General features: G+C 49.2%; 18 protein-coding genes. 4 read left to right on the top strand and 14 right to left on the bottom strand.

The genetic code is table 11. The annotated features are described in order from the left end of the window. Positions 1-274: 274 nt before the first annotated feature. Both ACEPSU_RS06825 and ACEPSU_RS06820 read left to right on the top strand, forming a co-directional pair. Complete coding sequence (locus ACEPSU_RS06825) at positions 275-1369, top strand: DUF2087 domain-containing protein (RefSeq protein ID WP_395320782.1); 1095 nt, start codon at positions 275-277, stop codon at positions 1367-1369. Between the two features lies 1 nt (position 1370). Then, positions 1371-2042 (top strand): chloramphenicol acetyltransferase, encoded by a 672-nt coding sequence (locus ACEPSU_RS06820; RefSeq protein WP_395320780.1) that lies wholly within the window; start codon positions 1371-1373, stop codon positions 2040-2042. 275 nt (positions 2043-2317) lie between these two features. Here ACEPSU_RS06820 and topA read toward each other — a convergent pair whose 3' ends face one another. The 10 genes from topA to ACEPSU_RS06770 form a co-directional block, all read right to left on the bottom strand. Continuing rightward, entirely contained in the window at positions 2318-4429 is a 2112-nt protein-coding gene (gene topA / locus ACEPSU_RS06815) for a type I DNA topoisomerase (protein ID WP_125700772.1), read from the bottom strand. 132 nt (positions 4430-4561) lie between these two features. After that, positions 4562-5455 carry a DNA-processing protein DprA gene (gene dprA / locus ACEPSU_RS06810; protein ID WP_395361488.1) on the bottom strand — a complete coding sequence of 298 codons (894 nt, stop codon included), beginning with the start codon at positions 5453-5455 and terminating at the stop codon, positions 4562-4564. Positions 5456-5482: 27 nt separating this feature from the next. Beyond that, entirely contained in the window at positions 5483-6268 is a 786-nt protein-coding gene (locus ACEPSU_RS06805; protein ID WP_395320777.1) for a ribonuclease HII, read from the bottom strand. Beyond that, complete coding sequence (gene ylqF / locus ACEPSU_RS06800; RefSeq protein ID WP_395350949.1) at positions 6261-7124, bottom strand: ribosome biogenesis GTPase YlqF; 864 nt, start codon at positions 7122-7124, stop codon at positions 6261-6263. Before ylqF ends, ACEPSU_RS06805 begins: the two co-directional genes overlap by 8 nt. Positions 7125-7735: 611 nt before the next feature. Beyond that, positions 7736-8674 carry a CAP domain-containing protein gene (locus tag ACEPSU_RS06795; protein WP_395320775.1) on the bottom strand — a complete coding sequence of 313 codons (939 nt, stop codon included), beginning with the start codon at positions 8672-8674 and terminating at the stop codon, positions 7736-7738. A gap of 65 nt (positions 8675-8739) precedes the next feature. Continuing rightward, positions 8740-9657, bottom strand: a complete 918-nt coding sequence (locus tag ACEPSU_RS06790; protein WP_395320774.1) for a hypothetical protein — start codon at positions 9655-9657, stop codon at positions 8740-8742. A gap of 392 nt (positions 9658-10049) precedes the next feature. Next, complete coding sequence (locus ACEPSU_RS06785; protein ID WP_125700778.1) at positions 10050-10271, bottom strand: YozE family protein; 222 nt, start codon at positions 10269-10271, stop codon at positions 10050-10052. Positions 10272-10286: 15 nt separating this feature from the next. Next, positions 10287-10889 (bottom strand): YpmS family protein, encoded by a 603-nt coding sequence (locus ACEPSU_RS06780; protein ID WP_395320773.1) that lies wholly within the window; start codon positions 10887-10889, stop codon positions 10287-10289. Positions 10890-10947: 58 nt separating this feature from the next. Next, positions 10948-11877 (bottom strand): GDSL-type esterase/lipase family protein, encoded by a 930-nt coding sequence (locus tag ACEPSU_RS06775; protein ID WP_020088649.1) that lies wholly within the window; start codon positions 11875-11877, stop codon positions 10948-10950. A gap of 68 nt (positions 11878-11945) precedes the next feature. Then, entirely contained in the window at positions 11946-12797 is an 852-nt protein-coding gene (locus ACEPSU_RS06770; RefSeq protein WP_395323301.1) for a DegV family protein, read from the bottom strand. Between the two features lie 166 nt (positions 12798-12963). Here ACEPSU_RS06770 and trhA point away from each other — a divergent pair, with 166 nt between their 5' ends. After that, positions 12964-13605, top strand: a complete 642-nt coding sequence (trhA, locus tag ACEPSU_RS06765) for a PAQR family membrane homeostasis protein TrhA (RefSeq protein ID WP_020088651.1) — start codon at positions 12964-12966, stop codon at positions 13603-13605. Positions 13606-13796: 191 nt separating this feature from the next. Here trhA and ACEPSU_RS06760 read toward each other — a convergent pair whose 3' ends face one another. The 4 genes from ACEPSU_RS06760 to ACEPSU_RS06745 are packed head-to-tail and all read right to left on the bottom strand — an operon-like array spanning position 13797 to position 18388. Beyond that, on the bottom strand, positions 13797-14288 hold the full coding sequence (locus tag ACEPSU_RS06760; RefSeq protein WP_395320771.1) for a dihydrofolate reductase: 492 nt from the start codon (positions 14286-14288) through the stop codon (positions 13797-13799). 19 nt (positions 14289-14307) lie between these two features. Continuing rightward, positions 14308-15258, bottom strand: a complete 951-nt coding sequence (locus ACEPSU_RS06755; RefSeq protein WP_395320770.1) for a thymidylate synthase — start codon at positions 15256-15258, stop codon at positions 14308-14310. Between the two features lie 12 nt (positions 15259-15270). Next, positions 15271-17166 carry an ABC-F family ATP-binding cassette domain-containing protein gene (locus ACEPSU_RS06750; protein ID WP_395320769.1) on the bottom strand — a complete coding sequence of 632 codons (1896 nt, stop codon included), beginning with the start codon at positions 17164-17166 and terminating at the stop codon, positions 15271-15273. Positions 17167-17194: 28 nt separating this feature from the next. After that, positions 17195-18388 (bottom strand): CCA tRNA nucleotidyltransferase, encoded by a 1194-nt coding sequence (locus ACEPSU_RS06745; protein ID WP_395323300.1) that lies wholly within the window; start codon positions 18386-18388, stop codon positions 17195-17197. A gap of 244 nt (positions 18389-18632) precedes the next feature. On the opposite strand from ACEPSU_RS06745, the gene ACEPSU_RS06740 reads away from it, so the two are divergent. After that, complete coding sequence (locus ACEPSU_RS06740) at positions 18633-19526, top strand: YitT family protein (protein ID WP_125700787.1); 894 nt, start codon at positions 18633-18635, stop codon at positions 19524-19526. The last annotated feature ends 50 nt before the right edge of the window (positions 19527-19576 follow it).

The raw sequence follows: 19576 nt of genomic DNA, 5'->3' as shown, positions 1-19576 counted from the left end.
AACGCGCCCTAAAAACTCAACTAACTCATCAGAAATGTTGTGAGCGGACTGGGTAAGCTCGTGTGTTAGGGCTGATGCTGAGTGATAATTGTTGTGGTTCTGAAATTCTCAGTATCGTTGTTTATTATTTTGGTAAACATATCAAGATGAAGCGAAAGTCGAATATAAGCCGCTAATCTCGGCTGAAGGTACTCATCCTGGATAAACAGATTAAATTACCTGTTGACATATTCCGTAAACATTTGTAAAGTAGATGCTACTGGAGGGATGAGACATGAACCTAGTTGATCTGACACTGACTGAAATTGAACAGGGCTGGCATGAAACGGACACTGCCTACGTCTGCAATGCTTGTGGGGCAACGTTTGCCAAGGACCAAGTCTTCCCGGAAGACGACAAGTTTTATCCGGCGGCAACCATGATTCGGCGGCATCTTGCGACCGAACACCCCCATGCCGTGGCCGACCTGATCCAAACCGATAACAAATACAATACATTAACGGCCAAGCAACGAGACTTACTGCTGGCATTCGCTCAGGGCCAGAAGGACGCTGCCGTGGCCGAAGAGATGGGCATTGCGGCGGCAACTGTGCGCCATCAGAAGTTTACCTTCCGTGAAAAGGCTAAGCAGGCCAAGCTCTACCTCGCCATTTACGAGCAGGTCTTCAATCAGCCAACGACTGCCGATCAACTGGTGACGTTACCCGACCAGAAGGGTCCAAAGGATGATCGGTTTGCCATCACCACTGACGAATACGAGCAGCTGGTGGCAAAGTATTTCACCTCGACCGCACCCTTGAAGTTAGCTCGATGGCCCAAGCATCAGAAAGCGATTCTCGCTATTCTGAAACGCATTACCCTGTCGATTCCAGCGAACCAGCATTTCACGGAACCGGAACTGACGGCCATACTCAAGCCCATTTATGCCGATTTTCCGTTATTGCGGCGTTACCTGGTCGACTATGGTTTCCTTAACCGCACGGCAAGTGGCAGTGACTATTGGCGGCAACCTAACGATAAGGAGTTACACATGAATCACAAAGAACTCATTCAAAACTACAAGGCGGCACCGACCTTCTACGGTGTGATCCAGATTAAAAACAACCAGAACGGCAAGACCTTCATCGACGTTGCACGTAACATTCACAACCGCTGGGGCTATTACCAAACCAACTTAAACGAAAACTTCTACCATGACACTGCCCTACAAACGGACTGGAATACCTTAGGAGCAGATGCGTTTACCTACAGCGTCCTCTGGAAGGCAGACGTCACCGAAGTCGATAACCTTCGACAGACGCTCAAGGACCTCAAAGCCGAGTGGCTGAAAAAATGCCAACCGGCCTACAACCAATCAGAAAGGAATTAATATGCAAACCTTAAATACAAATAGTACCCCCATCGACATGGCCACGTGGCCGCGTCGCGAATATTTTTATTACTTCACCAAGATGATGCCAACGGGATTCACCCTGACCGTTGACCTGGACGTCACGGCAACCAAGGAATGGTTGGCGGCCCGCGATTTAAAATTTAATGCGGCCTACCTCTACTTGGTCTCAAAGGTCATCGCTCAGACCCCAGAGTTCAGAGTGTACCGCGACAACACCGGACAGTTGCAACGCTTCGACATCCTCCACCCGTCCTATTCCGTCATGCACGCGGATGATCACAGTATCTCCAACTTATGGACGGCCTACGATCCGGACTTCACGCAATTCTATCAGAATTATTTGGCCGACCTGGCCGAATATGGCGATCAGCGGACACCAATGCCCAAGGCTCCGCAGAGTGAGAACACCTACATGATTGGCAGCATTCCTTGGACGCACTTTACCAGTTACACGCCACTGCCCTTCACGCCGTTGAATACCTTCTTCCCGGTCATTCAGGCCGGCAAGTTCGAGCAGGAAGCGAAGCGGTGGCAAATGCCCCTGTCACTGACGATCCATCATGCGGTAGCGGACGGCTATCACGTGAGTCAGTTCCTGGAACAACTCCAACTGGCTTTTGATCACCCTGAAGTGTGGTTGGCTAGTTAAGATTTAGTGCTCATTTTACAAACCGACAGCCCTACTCTAATTGAGTAAGGCTGTCGGTTTTTGATATAGGGTAAAACACGTAATGTCGACGGATCGTATCGACTATTGTTGGGGATACACTATTGTCTGGTTAAAACGATTCTTCAAAGAAAGGTGAGACCAAATCGACAATTTTTACATTAGTAATAAGTGTCAGGTTCAAAAAAGGCGCTGACCCCAAGAGGTCAACGCCAGTGAAACAAATTTAACTGTTAGCAACAATTCCGAGTAGCCGCCTACTTCTGTGGGGCTTCTTCGTAGTCGCCGTTTGGACAAACAATCTGAATACCGCCACGAATCTTCTTGGCGACCAGATAGTGACCATCCTTCGGGCAATCACGGCCGACTGGCTTGTCCCATGAGACAAAGTCACAGTCGGGATAACGGGAACAACCGTAGAAGATCCGGTTCTTCTTGGACTTGCGTTCGATGACTTGGCCCTTATGACAAACGGGACAAACGACACCGATTTCCTTAACGATTGGCTTAGTGTTGCGGCAATCTGGGAAGCGTGAGCAAGCGTAGAATTTCCCGTAGCGGCCCATCTTGATGACCATTGGGGCACCACAGATGTCACAGTCAAAGCCGGCTGGTTCATCACGAATCTGGATTTTTTCGATGGCATCCTCGGCATGCGCAACCTCGGTCGAGAATGGTTTGTAGAAGTCATCGATGATCTTGACCCAGTCCTGCTTACCTTCTTCAACACTATCCAGTTCGCCTTCCAAGTCGGCCGTAAAGCCAACGTCGACGATATCTGGGAAGTAGTCGTTGATGATGTTGTCCACGATTTCACCCAGTTCAGTGGGTTCAAATCGCCGACCAACCAACTTGACGTAGTATCGGCGTTGGATGGTATCCAGCGTTGGCGCGTAGGTTGATGGCCGACCCACACCGTTTTCTTCCAGCGCCTTGATCAAGTTGGCTTCGGAATAACGTGCAGGTGGCTGCGTGAAGTGTTGGGCCGGATCGGTCTTGGCCAGTTTAACCTGGTCACCGATTTCGAGGTCAGGCAGGAGGTTATCCTTTTCCTTACCATCCTTGTAAATCTTCAAGAACCCTTCAAACTTCATCTTGGATCCGTTGGCCCGGAACGTCACGCCGTTTTGGTTCAGCGTTACCGCCATGGTATCCATGATAGCGTTGGTCATTTGACTGGCCACGAACCGATTCCAGATCAATTGGTATAACCGGAATTGATCCTTGTTCAGACGTTCCTTCAGGCTAGCTGGTGTCCGGAATACGGAGGTTGGCCGGATGGCTTCATGGGCATCCTGCGCCCCTTCTGGCAACTTACCCTTGATGGGCTTGGTTGCGGCGTATTCGGCACCGTATTTCTCGTGAATGAAGGTTGAGGCCTCGTGCTTAGCGATACTGGAAATCCGCGTCGAGTCGGTCCGCATATAGGTGATGAGCCCCTGTGTGCCTTCCTTACCCAAGTTGATCCCTTCGTACAGCTGTTGGGCGGCCATCATGGTCTTCCGCGTTCGGAAGTTTAACTTCCGGTTAGCGTCCTGTTGCATGGAGCTGGTGGTAAATGGTGGTTGTGGCGAACGCTTCCGTTCCTTCCGAACCACGTTGGTGATGTCAAAGTCACCCTTTTTATCCAGTTTAGCCAACACATCTTGAACGGCGGCATTGTCTTTCAAGCCGGCCTTTTTCCCATTGAGGCCATAGAAGCTGGCGCCAAAGGTACTCCGGGACTTCTTGAAGTCGGCATCAATCGTCCAGTATTCTTCGGGTTGGAACGCTTTAATTTCCTTTTCCCGTTCGATGATTAGTGACAAGGCGATGGATTGTACCCGGCCGGCACTCAGCCCTTTTTTAACCTTTTTCCAGAGCAGTGGCGAGATTGAGTATCCCACTAACCGATCCAGAATCCGGCGGGCCTGTTGCGCGTTAACCAGGTTCATGTCGATCGTCCGGGGCGTCTTAAAGGCTTCTTTGACGGCGTCCTTGGTAATTTCGTTAAAAGTGACCCGGTTCTTGTCGTTGACGTCCAAGTTCAGGATGTGCGCCAAGTGCCAGGCAATTGATTCTCCTTCACGGTCAGGGTCAGATGCGAGGTAGACGGCTTTGGCCTTCTTGGCTTCAGCCCGCAACCCCTTAATCACATCGCCCTTACCCCGAATAGAAATGTAATGCGGGTCGTAGTTGTTATCAAAGTCGATTCCCATCGAACTCTTAGGTAAATCTCTGACGTGGCCGAGACTAGGAACGACCTTGTAGGTCCGCCCTAAATATTTTTCAATCGTCTTGGCTTTAGCCGGTGATTCCACGATAACTAATTTTTTTTGCGGTTTCCGCCGCTTCTTTGTACTAGCTTTCGCTTTTGACTTAGTCGGCAAATCACATTACTCCCTCGGTTGGTAGGTGATAAAGCCCCGCTGAACGCGCTTCCTTACCCCTACTTACTTGTTTTTACGACGAACGTGGTGTTCGTAATTTTTTCACTATAATCCCACTCATGGTATTTCAAGTCAGGGTACCTTGTCAACTAAAAGTTCTTCTATTATATGTTCAGAATTCAAGATTGGCTTTGCCCCAGCGAGAATTAATTCGTTGGTACCAACGGAATTTTTGCCATCAATCGTCCCCGGAACGGCCAGTACATTTCGATTTTCCTGCAGGGCAATATTGGCTGTGATCAGACTACCAGAGTGATGGGCCGCCTCGACGACCAATACACTCTGCGCCAAACCGGCAATGATCCGATTCCGTTCGGGAAAATGGTGCCGGGCACCGCTCGTCCCCCACGGATATTCCGACAGGACCAACTGCTGATGAGCTAACGTTGCCATGAGGTCGCGGTTAGCAGCCGGATAACATTTATCCAGGCCGGTGCCGATCACCGCAATCGTCGTCCCTCTATGCGCTAAGGCCACCTGATGCGTCATAGTGTTGACGCCCTGGGCTAGACCCGAGACCAGGCACACCCGTTGCTCCACTACGGCCGGCAAGAGTAGTCGCATGGCCCGAACGGCATAATCGGTCGGCTGGCGTGACCCCACCACCGCTAGCTGAGGGGCTTGCAGGCGCCGGAGGTCTCCCAGAAAGTACAGGGCGAGCGGTGGCGCATACGTTTCCTTTAACTGTATCGGATACGCGTTATCGACAATCGTCAGACAGCCGCTGTGCGTTAGATTCTCCGTCACGGTGTCGTTCATGTCCCGACTGAATAATTCGAGTTGCAGGGCGTTCGTCAGCGCGGTGGTCAGGGTCAATTCATCGGCAAATTGGGAAACAACGGTCGGGTCAACACGGTGAATTTCGGGGTGACGGTCCAGCCAACGCCAACAACGATTAGCGGTTTGCTGCCCGACCCCGGTCACCAAATTTAAGCGCATGAAAAAATCACGAAGTGTCAGTTGCAAGTTAACAACCTCCTAGTCTCTTTAAGACTAACTCCGTGATTGAGCGGCAATTATTTTTTGAACGGGCGAAAAAGTTTTCCGGTGAATTGGGGTCACACCCCGATCCGCTAGTCCGGCAAGGTGTTCAGCCGTTCCGTAACCGGCATTTTTTTTGAAGCCATAGCCCGGATACAGCCGATCATACGTGTCCATCAGATGATCTCGATAGACTTTGGCGACGATACTGGCTGCGGCCACGCTGGCGCTCTTGGCGTCTCCCTTGATCAGTCGCGTTTGCGGCAAATCAACCGGGATCTGCATGGCATCAACAATCAAGTGCTGTGGCGCAACGCCGAGGCCCAGAACGGCGCGCTGCATGGCGACCCGCGTTGCCTGATAAATATTGATCTGGTCAATTAGTTCACTACTGCCAATACCAATGCTAACGGCAGTGGCCTGCGCGAGAATCAACGGATACAAGCGTTCGCGCTCCTTAGGCGTCAACTGTTTGGAGTCGTTCACCAACGGAATGTCGAAGCTTTGCGGCAGAATTACCGCACTCGTGACGACGGGGCCCGCCAATGGCCCCCGGCCGACTTCATCGATACCGGCGACCAGCTTGCCCATCGCCCATAGATCACGTTCGTAGTGTAAGCGTTCTTGAAAGGCCGCCTCAGCCTCTGCCTGCTTGTTTAAGCGCCGTTTGATCTGTGTCAGGAGTAACTGGGCCCCTTTACGTGAATCGGTCGCCAGCACGTCGAGACGGGGGTCTGTGAGACTGGTAACATCCGCCAGTTCTTGCTTGAGACTGACGAGACTGGGTTGCTTAGCCATTATGTGCGTCGCCTGCCTGTGGTGCGCGGTCTAACGTGAAGCCACCGAGCTTCTTGTGCCGCGCGTCCAGAATCAACCGGTCGCTGGCCCGCAGGTAGTCGTCACGCATACCGACCTTTTCCGTAATCTTCAAGAGCAAGTCTACGTCACTCAGGTCGAGATCAGCTTCGACTAAATGGTAACGATCGATCAGGGCTGCCCGGTGATAGGTGCGGAAGAAGTTGAGTGCAAAGAGAGCAACGTCGTCCTTGGCGTAGAGCTTTTCTTTAATCGCGCCAGTCAACGCTAATTTCTGTGCCGTTTCTTGGTCCTTGAACTTGGGCCAGAGAATACCGGGAGTATCGAGCAATTCCAGATGTTTACTGGAGCGCAACCACTGTTGGCCTTTGGTGACACCGGGAGTATCGCCAACTTGGGCAGCTTTCCGATTAACCAGGTGATTCAGTAACGTTGACTTCCCAACGTTGGGCACACCCACCGTCATGGCACGCATTGGTCGTTCTTTGAGGCCCTTTTCTTGTTCGGCCACCAGCTTATCGGACAAGATGCCCATGGCGATCTTGGTGATTTGCTTAGGGGTCACGTTAGCCCGTGAGTCGATGGCAATGGCTGGTTGTCCCTGTGCCCGGTAGTAATTTAACCAAGCCGCCGTCTGTTGGGGGTCGGCCAGGTCCTTTTTCGTTAAAATAATTAAATGCGGCTTGTTCTTCGCAATTCGAGTCACTTCGGGATTACGTGAAGAAGCTGGAATCCGGGCGTCAACAAGCTCAAAGACGATGTCGACTAGGTGGACGTTTTCTTCCATCTGCCGAATCGCTTTCGCCATATGACCTGGAAACCATTGAATGATACTCATAGTGCTCTCTCCTTTGTTATATCAACGTTTGTAGCGTATCGAAATCTCAAAATTTTTATTTTGTGCCCATTTTGTGCCCAAAATTTGCCATATGTTGATTCCATATTGGGCACATTTACGCATTACTTTTACTGACTTCTGTCGAGAACGAGTCCAGTTGGGTGTACAACCAACCGTAGTTTGTGGCTTAACATGAAGGTTGGTTTTTGGCAATTAAGAATTTCTTTGCTCTGCAATAGCTAAACTACCTTGTCCGTTATTTTTCGTTTTGGACTTGCTCGATATACCTAACTTATCCCTCTTCATTTGCAAATAAGTCAAAAGGGACAAGAGAAACTGAGTAACCAGCCTAGTTTACCATTTTTTTGTCATTTCAGATAGTGGTGATATTTTGTCGTAATACTGCCAGTGAGCCCATTTTCTACCGATGGGCCAATAAGCTTCCAGCCAATCCCAGTCTACGAATGATGGCACAAATGACACATTCATCGATTGGATGAATCAAAAAAAGCCCCACAATTATTAGACCTACATGTTTAATAATTGTAGAGCACTTCAAATTAGGTTAAGGTGACTTTGTACACAAGCGTGAAACTGGCTTGTATTAGGGGTTACTTAGTACCGAGAATTGTGGCATTATTGACGATTTGATCATTAGATACGAAATCACCACCAATACCGATAACGTTATATGACGCGTTAAACAAGTTGTCACGGTGCCCCCAGTTGCTGTCAGCATCATCATAGATGTAGCTCAATGCTTCAGCCTTAGCCGCGTTGTATGCAGAGTCAACAACTGTGTTGAGTTTAGTACTGCCGTCAATGCTATCATCAGCGTCATCACCGTGAGAAATCATGTTAATAACCATAGGTCCAATATTTTCAGCATGAGCATAATTGATGCCGGCAGCCTTAGAATCAACAACGAAAGCTAATTTGCCATCATCGGTATAGTGAGAACCATTGGTCCTTAATTCGATGGCACGTTGTTGAGCCACACCATTTAATCCTGAGTCTTCTTTCAAAGCAGAGATCCCACGTTTGGCTCGTTCAGCATTAACAGTGTTCAAGAAGCCTTGACGGTATTCACTGATGTTCATCTTGAAACGCTGACCCTTGGATAAACGGTCGAAGTCTGATTGACTACCCCAGTTGCTGCCCTTATAAGGCTTGTAAGTCATTATGATCTTGTTGGACTGGTTAGACACCTTCTTCAAGTAGCCACTCCAGACCCAGCCGGTATGATTAGAACCAGTCTTGAATTTGTAGTAGACCCGTTTGTGGCCGTTGACGGTAACGTGAGAAGCGTAGTAGCCGGTGACATACTTACCATATTCACCGAGCTTGGCACCAGTCTTGTGTTTGATTTTGCCATTGCTGTAGATGACGGCCCTCTTATTAGTGACTTTGTACGTGCGATTCTTAATGTTCTTGTAGTAGCGGAACTTGGTGCTGGCTGAGGCATTAACTGGGTTACCGGTCGTGGCCATAACCCCAGCAACGCCAGCTGTAGCTGCAACAATCGCGATTAATTTAGTGATTTTTGTCATGATAAATTTCTCCTAACAGTAAAATTAAGCCATCTGTTCCAAATTTAGAATCATATAAATAGCATCTATTCTTCTTCGCTAACGTGTTTTGTGCCTAACTTGTCGAAATCAGAAGACGTCTCTTTATTTGTTGTTTTAGTCATCAAAAAAGTCGTATTCGAATCATTTGTAGGATTTGTATACCCGGTATACATGTCGTTCAAAATCTTGACAGGTTTGTCGTAAATTAACTGGAAACCATTAGTCATTGTGTAGTGATAATAAACAGGTACACCTATATCTTCAGTATCATCAGTTTTTAGCGGTTTTAATTTTGCTGAATCTGTTTCTAAATCCCAACGTCGGTGTGTAATATTTTCAAAATTAACGTTATTACCAGAATTATCGGTTTTTACTTTAGCATTTATCAATTTTGCTGTGGGTTTTGCATACTTGGGGGTACGTCCTAAGACTGTATCTTCATTAGTTTTCAAATAATTCAAATCATCTCGGTACTTCTGCAGAGTTTGTAATGCCACTTTATGTGTATCACCAAAGTAGTCTGGATGTTTTTTATAATATTTATACTCGCTCTCTGTTTTTTTAATAATATTACGTATGTATTCGGTATTGCTTGTGTCAGTTATATATTCTTTGTAATACTCCTTATCCTTTTTTTGCGCGATGGTAATGACCTGCTTATCACTTTTGCCATTAATATCACGCATACTGAAATCATAACTTGGCATGTTATAGACCGTTGCTTTCCCATTCTTGGTCACTAAGATCTGTTCGATGTGTGTGTCCTTACTCAACTCGTAATCACTGTCAGCATCCGATTCGGCCATGTACCAAATCCGCTGATTGGATGACTGTGCGTCCTTGATAAAGGAAACCTTCTTCTCATTAACTTGATTAGCCCCTGATTGCCCACAAGCTGACAATGATAAAATTGCTGTACCTAATAACGCTACGCCCATCAAGCGCTTTATATAAAGTTTCATATCCGAACTCTCCTCAAACATTTTATTTAACTAGATCAAGCGGCAGAAGCGTAAGCTAAGCGACACCGGTCGGTACCGGCAACAATGCAAAGTACCTACCGTTCCGTATTGATCTAAGCCACAAGGTAAAACACCCTAAAATAAGGGATTATAAAATTAATTATACAGCAATAGAGTAATATTTTCCCTGAATATTTAAAAATAAGGTATTTTAATCCGCTATAACGACAAAAAAATATCTTGCCACAGTGTTAATGTTAGAAAAGAGAAGATCAATCGTACAAACTGTCATAAGCCAAATAAAAAAGCCCGTTATACGGACTTTTTCGTTAAATAGACTTCGTAAATCGCTTAATAGTTACGGAGAAATCATCTGTAATTACGCCACTAGATTAAGCCAATGCCGCCAAATACATCTGCCAAGCGTCGTCAAAGATCGTCATTGATGGCAGATAAGGTGCGTTCTCCTCAAGATACTTGGACAAGGAATCAAATTCCGTATCCTGCTTCGGAAACGAGCTGTCGAGAAAGGCATTGTTGGCAAAAGTTGCGACGGGATCGTAGCTTTCGGGATTACGTTGGGTCATTAAATATTGGTAAAACGTCTTAGGCATGAAGTGCCTCCTTAGTTAGTCTGGAATCCGAGCTTGGAAAACAAACTTACCGGCACCAGACATATCGATCTTTTTAGCGGCATACGAGAGCTTCTTCCCGTTACCGATGGCCGTCAAGTGAAGCGTGGCGGTCTGTTTTCTACTGTTCATCGCGACCCATTTAGGTAGCGGATAGTTCTTCGCAATATAGCTCATCACGAAGCTCACAGGTACGGGTAGCGACCCAATGGAGAGCTTCTCGGCCTTCAATTGCACGTCTCCTGAGGATAACACGGTCGGCTTCAGGAGTAAAACAAAATTAACATTGGCGCCTAAGACCTTCGTCGATCCCGTCAGGATGGCGTGGTCAGTCACTTGAAAGGTATACTTCACGTCTTGCCCCTTCAGAGACTTATTCACGTAGTAGTCGGCGAGCGCATTAACCTGTTTCTTGTTCAGAGTGACATCGATGTTCGTGGTTTTGGTCGCTGGTGACGCCGTTGAGGCAACCTTGGTCGTCCCCATGGCCTTGACGCCAACCGTGATCATCGCAATGACCAGCACGGCGACCAAGGCCAGGAACCCCCACTTCCACCAATTTTGTTGGGATTTAACTTTCGGAGCTGAATGACGCTGCATAATAGATAATTCCTCCTTGTTTCAAGCGCGTTAAGACTGCTGTAGGTATCGGTTCACACTACTTTAGCAACCACTGTTCATGAGCCTGCATTTCCTTGAAGACGTAGCGCGTCATCAGACGGTAGCCCTTGGCGTTCGGATGGAAATGGTCCGCTGGTGACAGGTAATTATTCAATTCATCACTCGCGTCACTCGCCAGAATGGTTTCCTGGAAGGTCTTCGTCGAAATCTTGCCGTTATTGACGTCTTGTGATGTCCGCTTCAGCTTGGCCTGCTGGGTGGCAGACTTGAATTGGCCCACTGATAATGCCCGACTGATGTCGACCATATAGAGGTTCTTGTAGGACTTGGCCGTCTTAGTCGTTGTCGCGTTCCAGTCGTCAACGGCATTCGTGACCTGGTCAATATTGGCAAAGTACACGTAGACTGGATTGTAAATGGTATACAGGAAGATTGGCGCAGTCGGATTATACTTGCGGACGGTATTCAGCAGACTCTTGAGCTTCTGCTGATACGTGGCCTGCGCGCCGTCTAGTTGTGTGTTGAGCTTTGATTGTTGATTGATCGTAACGTTCTTGGTCAGCGTCTGCAGAAGGTCGTTACCCCCAACTGTCATGACAATGGCCTGTGATTTTTCAACCTGTCGTTGCATCGTTTTACTATCGACCAAGCGTTTTTCAATCTGATCACTGCGGTCGCCGGACTTGCCGTAGTTGTGCATGATGACCTTAACCTTATCGTGGTGGTGAATCTTGGTCTTGAGACGTTGCGTGTAACCGCCCTTGTCCTGTTGATCACCAACCCCTTGTGTCAGCGAATCACCGAGTGCCACGACCCGGACAACCTTCCGGCGGTTAACGGCATTGGGATGTGTGCCGTTGAGCGTGGTCCGTGCGCCTGGATGCCAGTAAGTTAAGACAGCCAGCGTGACAAGCACAATCAGTAGGGCAATTCCCACAATTTTACTGAGTCCTTTTGCATTTTTCACTAAGAATCCCCCCTCGGGATAAAGAAAAAGCGGTGGCCGTGCCACCCCTTTTCTCGATTAACACTTATTTATTTAGTAGGATCGGTGTAATACATCAATGCGAAGGCGCCAGGGCCCCCATGGGTGGCAATGATGGGTACCGTTTCCCGCACAAGGACGTTCTTATCGGGTAAAATCTCGTGCAGGTGACCCTGAATCTTATCAATTGATTCGAAGGCTTCCACGTGCGAAATGCCGATAGACACGATGTCCGGCGTCTGCTTGATTTGTTCGTAAACTTTGTCAAAGTACCGGTCGATGGTCTTCATACCGCGACCCTTGGCCCGAATCTTCAGCTCACCGCCAGTTACCTGTAAAACAATCTTGATGTTTAACAGTGACGTCAGCATGCCGGCAGCCCGACTGAGGCGACCACCCTTTAAAATGTTTTCCAGGGTAACCACGCCCATGAACAGCTTGGTATGGTCACGAACGGCAACGGCACGGTCTAAAATGGCCTGCTTGTCAGCACCTTCAGCGGCCAACTTAGCTGCTTCAATCACTTGAAAGGCCATTGCTTGGTCGGTATACTGCGTGTCTACGACCGTGACATCGGTCTTAGACAGTTGCGCAGCCTGTTCGGCGGTGTGCACCGTGCCACTGATGGCCGCCAACATATTGAAGCAGATGACGGAGCTACCGTCCTCGCCCAACTTATCGAAGGTCTCCACGAACTTACCTAATGGTGGTTGACTCGTCTTTGGCAACGTCTTGGACGTCTTCATCTTTTCAATAAATTCTTGATTGGTGATTGATTCCCGTTCAACGTAAATGGTGTCATCGATCATGACCGTCAACGGGATAATGGTAATATTGTAATCCTGGATTTGCTGGTCGGTTAGACCGGCAGAAGAATCCGCAACAATTTTAATTTTAGCCATGGGTATCCCACTCTTTCTGACCAGAGATTTTGGTTTATGCTACAATATGCGTAATGGAACATACGGTAATAGTATAGCAGAATTGTTGAATTTTTTCAGTAATTCTACTAACTCGCCGTCTGATTATCAGAATTTTCTGATAACAGTCAACGAAGGAGGAATTTGTTTGGAAAAGGAACGGAGTCGCACGTATCAGATTGTCAATGAAGTTCTTAATGCGGTGACCCACGGAATCGGTGCCGCGTTGAGCATTGCCGGTCTGGTCATTCTGATCCTACGAGCACACAGCGAAGGCGGCAGTCTCCGAATGACCACATTTCTGGTTTACGGCATCATTTTGGTCTTATTCTACCTGGCCTCAACGCTGTTTCATAGTTTGTACTTTACCCGTGCTAGCCACGTCTTTCAAATATTCGATCATTGTGCGATTTACCTGTTGATCGCGGGAACCTATACGCCCTTTAGTTTGTTAGTCGTTGGCGGTAAACTCGGCTGGTGGATGTTCGGCATTATCTGGGCCATGGCCGTCGCCGGCATCGTCTATAAGGCCATCTGGCTGGGAAAGTTTCAAGTCCTTTCCACCGTCATCTACGTGGTGATGGGCTGGATGTGTCTGATGGGCATCGGACCGCTGTACCGTGGTCTGGGACCCGTTGGCTTCATGTTACTGCTCCTCGGTGGGGTTGCCTTCACTGCGGGTGCCGTGCTTTATAGCTTCAAGGGCGTCCCGTTCGGTCACGTTATCTGGCACCTCTTTGTCATGCTGGGCACAGGCCTGATGTATTTCTCAATTTTGTTCTACGCCTAGATCAACATAAAAAACGATTAAAAAAGACGTTGTCCACACCCTCAATCGTAACTGAGGCGCTGGCACAACGTCTTTTTGTTTGTAATTTTTAATTAAAGTCAGGGTCTGAATGTTAGTCACACCTATAGCACAAGCACCTCAATCGCTGTTGCAGTCAGATCTATGGCGTAGCTAATGACACTACCTAAGTACTAACGCCGTTGATACTGTTCAAAGCGGTAGTCGTAAGGATTTTTATCGTTGCGAATACCCGGTTGGGTCGCAATCAACTGGAATTTTTCATAGTTTATGACTGGCATCCAGGTGTCACCGGTGAAGTTGGCATCAATCACGGTGCGATACAGGAAGTCCACGTCGTCTTGCAAGCCCACAAACAGCTGAGCGCCACCGACGACGAATATTTTATCGTCGGGATGGGCCGCTGCATAGGTCCGTACGGCATCCAGCGAATCTAGTACGATGACCGTATCAGGAAAATTACTAGCCGGTTGATGGGTCACCACAATATTTTGTCGGTTCGGTAACGGTCGGCCAAAGGACTTGTACGTCCGTGCCCCCGCCACGATGGTGTTTCCTGTCGTGACCGTTTTGAAAAAGTGCATGTCGGCTGGTAGGTGCCACGGTAATTGCCCGTTTTGGCCAATCACACCGTTGTGTCCTTCCGCCCAGAGAAAGATTAACATCACTGTGCCTCCAATCTAGCTAGACGGCGACCGGCGCCTTGATGGCCGGTGCCGGATCGTAGCCCGTGACCTTAATGTCCGCCATTTCATAATCAAAGATGCTTGATTTTCCCGGATTTAGCCATAACTGTGGCGCTGCCTTCGGTGTCCGAGCCAGCTGCGTTGTGATCTGCTCAATATGGTTACGATAAATGTGCGCGTCACCCAGGGTATGCACGAAGTCGCCCACCTCCAGGCCAACTTCCTTAGCAATCAGGGAGGTCAACAAGGCATAGCTCGCAATGTTAAACGGCACGCCCAGGAAGATATCTCCACTCCGTTGGTAGAGCTGACAGCTCAGCTTGCCATCGTTCACGTAGAATTGGAATAACGTGTGGCACGGTGGCAATGCCATGGATGGCACGTCGGCCGGGTTCCACGCTGAGACGATCATTCGCCGAGAATCAGGGTGCGTCCGTAGCGTTTCGATAACGTTCGCAATTTGATCGATCGTTTCGCCATTCTTACCCTGCCAGGCCCGCCACTGACTGCCGTAAACCAGGCCTAGATCACCGTAGTGGTCACCGAAGGCCTGATCGTTGAGAATCCGGTCGTCAAAGGCCTTCTTCTCCGCCTGATATCGCTGATTAAAGTCCGCATCAACCAACGAACGGCGACCAAAGTCGGTCATGTCTGGACCGTGATAGTCGGCGCTCTCAATGAAGCGCTGGAAGGCCCATTCGTCCCAAATGTGGTTGTGGTGTTGTAGAAGAAACCGAATGTTCGTATCGCCCTTCAGGAACCACAGTAATTCCGACTTAATTAAACCGAAGGGAACCTTCTTTGTGGTTAACAGTGGAAAGCCTTCCTGCAAATTGAAGCGCATCTGGTAACCAAATAGACTTAGCGTCCCGGTTCCTGTACGGTCAGACTTACGATGGCCCTCTTTTAAAACTTTCTTGGCCAAATCTAAATAAGCATCTTCTAGCATTTTGGTCGTCTCCTATTCCGCGTACTCGCTAAGATATTCCCAACGTTCCATCTTTTCATCAAGTTGTTTGTCGAGATCGTCGAGTTGGGCCTGTAAGTCGGCTAGCTTGTCGTAGTTCGCCCCGTTAGCGTTCATCGCCGTTTGAACCTCGGATTTCTGACTTTCAAGACCATCGATCACGGCTTCAATACCTTCCCACTCCTTCTGTTCGGCGTAGGTCAATTTAACCTTCTTCTTTGGTTTAGCGGGTGCGTCATCAGCAGGCTTGTCTGCCTTTTCCTTGGCCGGCTTGCTCTTCGCCTTGCTGGCCTTCTGAGCGTCGTCCAAGTAGGCACTGAACTGCCCAGAGTACCGATCGATTTGACCGTTGCCGTCAAAAATCAACAGCCGATCAGCCACCTTATCCAGGAAGTACCGGTCATGGGAAACCGTAATGACGGTCCCAGCAAACTGGGAAATATAATCTTCCAAGACGGTCAAGGTGCTGATATCCAGATCGTTGGTCGGTTCGTCCAAGAGCAAGACGTTCGGTTGTTCCATCAGGAGCTTCAGCAGGTACAGCCGACGTTTTTCCCCACCAGAGAGCTTACGGATCAACGTTCCATGCATAAACCGTGGAAATAGGAATTGTTCCAAAAGTTCGGTTACACTGACGGAGTTCCCCGCCTTGTCGGTCACGTTTTGACCCACTTCGGAGAGGTAATTGATCATCCGTTTGTCGTCCGGGATAGGTTCAATCTGCTGGGTATAGTAGGCCATCTTGACCGTTTCCCCAATCGTAACGATCCCAGAATCTAACGGCAACCGCTGAGCAATCACGTTGAGCAGACTGGATTTACCAGCGCCATTCTCCCCACTGATCCCGATACGTTCGCCACCCTGAATCAGGTCGCTAAAGTCTTTGAGAATCGTGTGGCCGCCCAAGGATAGGTTAGCCTCCTTGAGTTCAATAACCTTCTTACCCAAGCGTTGTTGGCCTAACGAGATAGACACGTTACTCTGAACCTGCCGTGTGCCCACGTTGCTGGCAATATCGTTGAACCGGTTGATGCGGGCCTGTTGCTTGGTCGAGCGGGCCTTGGCGCCGGCTTTCATCCAAGCTAATTCTTTTTTGTACAGTTGTTGCTGTTTCTGGTCGGCTTCGGCTTCCTGGCTGACACGTTCCGCCTTTTCCTGTACGTAGGCCTGGTAGTTGCCAGGATATTGGTAAAGTTTCCCGAAATCAAGCTCCCAAATCTGATTGGCAATCTGATCCAAGAAGTACCGGTCATGGGTGACGACCAGTAAGGCCCCTTTGTAGCTAGCCAAATACTGTTGTAACCAGGCAATGGAGTCGAAATCCAAGTGGTTGGTCGGTTCGTCTAATAAGAGAAGATCAGGCGACTGAATCAACACTTGGGCCAGGCCGACCCGCTTGATCTGACCACCAGACATGGTCTTAATCGACTGTGACAGGTCGGTGATCTTCAGCTGAGTCAGGATCGTCTTCACGTCGCTCTCGGCGGTCCAGGCTTCCTCTTCGTTCATCTGAGCTTCAGCGTCCAGGTATCGTTGCTGGGCCTTGGCATCTTCAGGATGAGCCCCATAGGTCGCCAGCGCCGCCTCATAACGGCGAATCGTGGCAAAGACGGGTTGATCGCCGGAGAATACGGCATCCATGACCGTCAGATTTTCGTCAAGATCGGGCTTCTGCGTCAGGTAGCCAATGGAATAGTCCTTGGGCGTTGACAGCTCGCCGGATTGTTCGTTGCTGATGCCAGCTAAGGTGTCCAGCAGTGATGTTTTACCGCTCCCATTGACCCCAATGAGGCCGATGCGATCGTGTTCGTTAATAATGAAATTTAAATTATCAAATAAGATTTTTTCACCGTAAGTTCGGTGTAAATTTTCTGCGCGTAAGGTTTGCATAGTCTCTTCACTCTCTTAATTAAGATTCTTAAGCAGTTGCTTGGGCCACCAGTGCATCGTGGGTATTTGCCACGGCACCAGTTACGACCCCGTACTCTAAGTCGCCCAGAATAGCTCCCAACTGCGGTCCCGGTTGAATGCCGGCCTGCATAAGGTCCTTTCCAGTGACGGCTAATTCCTTCTTATGTTGAATGGGTAGCGCCGCCAGTTGCGTTGTCAGCGATGCTAAGCGGTCCGGTGCCCCTAAAATAACGGCGACCTCATTGGCAATTGGCAGCAAGTCGGCACCACATTGATAGAGTTGCCAAGCGTTCAGACCCCCCTGCAGGAGCAATGTCGCCGTTTTGCTAGTCGTCTGTACAGCATTGATGGTTTGATTAGCCGTCTTCCAGTGCTTCATGAAGGGCGTGATTGCCGCGGTCTCTAGGCCAAATTTGGTGACCAGCAGTGTCCAAGCAGCCGTTTCGGATGACGCACCATGAACGAGTTGCGTTGTGAGTTCCTTTAAAGCCGCCTCATGAGGCGCAAAGTCCGGGCAATATTGCCACAAACCGGTCGCCATGAGATCGGTCAGGCCGCGTTGAGGCGTCTTTCCCTGAAGTAGCTTCAGCAGTTCCACTTGCGTCCGCTCCACAGCAATCTTGGTCAAAAGCTGAGCGTGGGCTGTGATAGCATCTAAAGTATCCGGTACGATCGTGAAGTCCAGTTGACTAGCGAAACGGACCGCCCGCATCATCCGCAGTGCGTCTTCATGAAAGCGTTCCTGGGCATCACCCACGGCACGAATCTGCTTATTCCGCAAGTCGGTCAGACCGTCAAATAAGTCGATGACTTCCCCGTTCTCACGCATAGCCAGCGCATTAATTGTGAAGTCACGGCGCTTAAGGTCTTCGGCCAACGAACGGACGAAGGTGACTTGATCGGGCCGGCGAAAGTCGGTATAGGTTGACTCCGAGCGGAACGTCGTCGTTTCATAGCCGGTTCCATGGTCCAGAATCATCACGGTACCGTGTTCGATCCCGGTGTCGACCGTTCGTTTGAAGAGGTGCTTGATCTCATCGGGGTAGGCACTGGTGGCGATGTTGACATCGTGGATGGCCTTTCCCAGGATGGTGTCCCGCACGCTGCCGCCGACAAAGTAAGCCTCATAGCCCGCCTGCTCAATCGTCTGTAAGACTGGCCGCGCGTGTTCAAATTCTTCTGGTAACTGTTCCAACTTCATGTCAAATTCACCTTTCGCCGGCTGAAATCGCCGATTGTTCTACGCGCTTAACCTGACCGAAAGCTCGGCCGTTCGCAACCAGTTATGACCGGTCAGATCAGTGTGCTCTATATGCCAGTCTAACAGATTCCAGGGGAGAATTGAATTCAAAGTCACCGCTTCTCCACGAGTTTGTCGCCTGTTAGCGCTTGCGCTGTGCTATGATGGAAAAGGAAAAATTTTATTTTGGTTAGGAGAGAACGTCATGACACAAGTTAAGGACGAATCTATCCGGCTGATTGACCTACTAATGATTGGGATTGGGTGTGCCACCATGGCCTTCAGCCTGGTGTTCTTCAACATCGCAAATAATTTGGCGGATGGTGGAATCTCCGGGATCACGCTGATTATCCGGGCGCTGTTCCACCTGGACCCAGCCTATTCAACGATTTTGATCAACGCTCCCTTACTGTTGATCGGGTATCGGTTCTTAGGCCGACAGTCCCTGATTTATACCATCTATGGAACGGCCATGTTGGCGTTATTCCTGTGGATTTGGCAACGGGTCCCCTTAGCAATCGACCTGCACCACGACCTTCTACTCGCGTCTCTAGCAGCTGGGTTGACTGGTGGCCTAGGTTCCGGTCTCCTCTACCGGTACGGTGGCACCACGGGGGGAACCGATATCGTTGCCCGAATCATGGAGCGGTTCTATGGGGTCCCCATGGGTCAAACGTTGCTGTGGCTGGATGTCGTGATCCTCTTGATTTCACTGGTCTACATCGACATTCAACACATGGCCTACACGTTGATTTACTCCTACGTCTTTGCCCGACTCGTGAATTTCACGCAGGAAGGTGCCTACGCCGCTCGAGGAATCATCATCGTTTCCGATCAGTACCAGGAAATTACGGACAGTATCATGGATGAACTGCAGCGTGGTGTGAGCTTGGTCAGCGGCGAAGGTGGCTTTTCCCACAAGCCCCGTCAAATGATTTACGTGGTCGTTGCCCCTAGTGAGCTCCATCGGCTGCGTCAAATCATTGCTCGGCACGATTCGAAGGCGTTTGTCTCGGTCATCAATGTAAACGAGGCTCTGGGCGAAGGATTTTCATTTGCTCGGCCGAAAAAGAACTTTCTCAGTAAGTTTAAGCCTTAGTTCTGGGTTGGCAACCGCGGGTTTTGCGGTTGCTTTTTTTGGTAGGTACA

The organism is Levilactobacillus parabrevis, assembly GCF_044051715.1.
GTDB lineage: Bacteria > Bacillota > Bacilli > Lactobacillales > Lactobacillaceae > Levilactobacillus > Levilactobacillus parabrevis.
The sequence above is the reverse complement of the archived record's forward strand: the minus strand, read 5'-3'. Positions and strand labels throughout refer to the sequence as shown.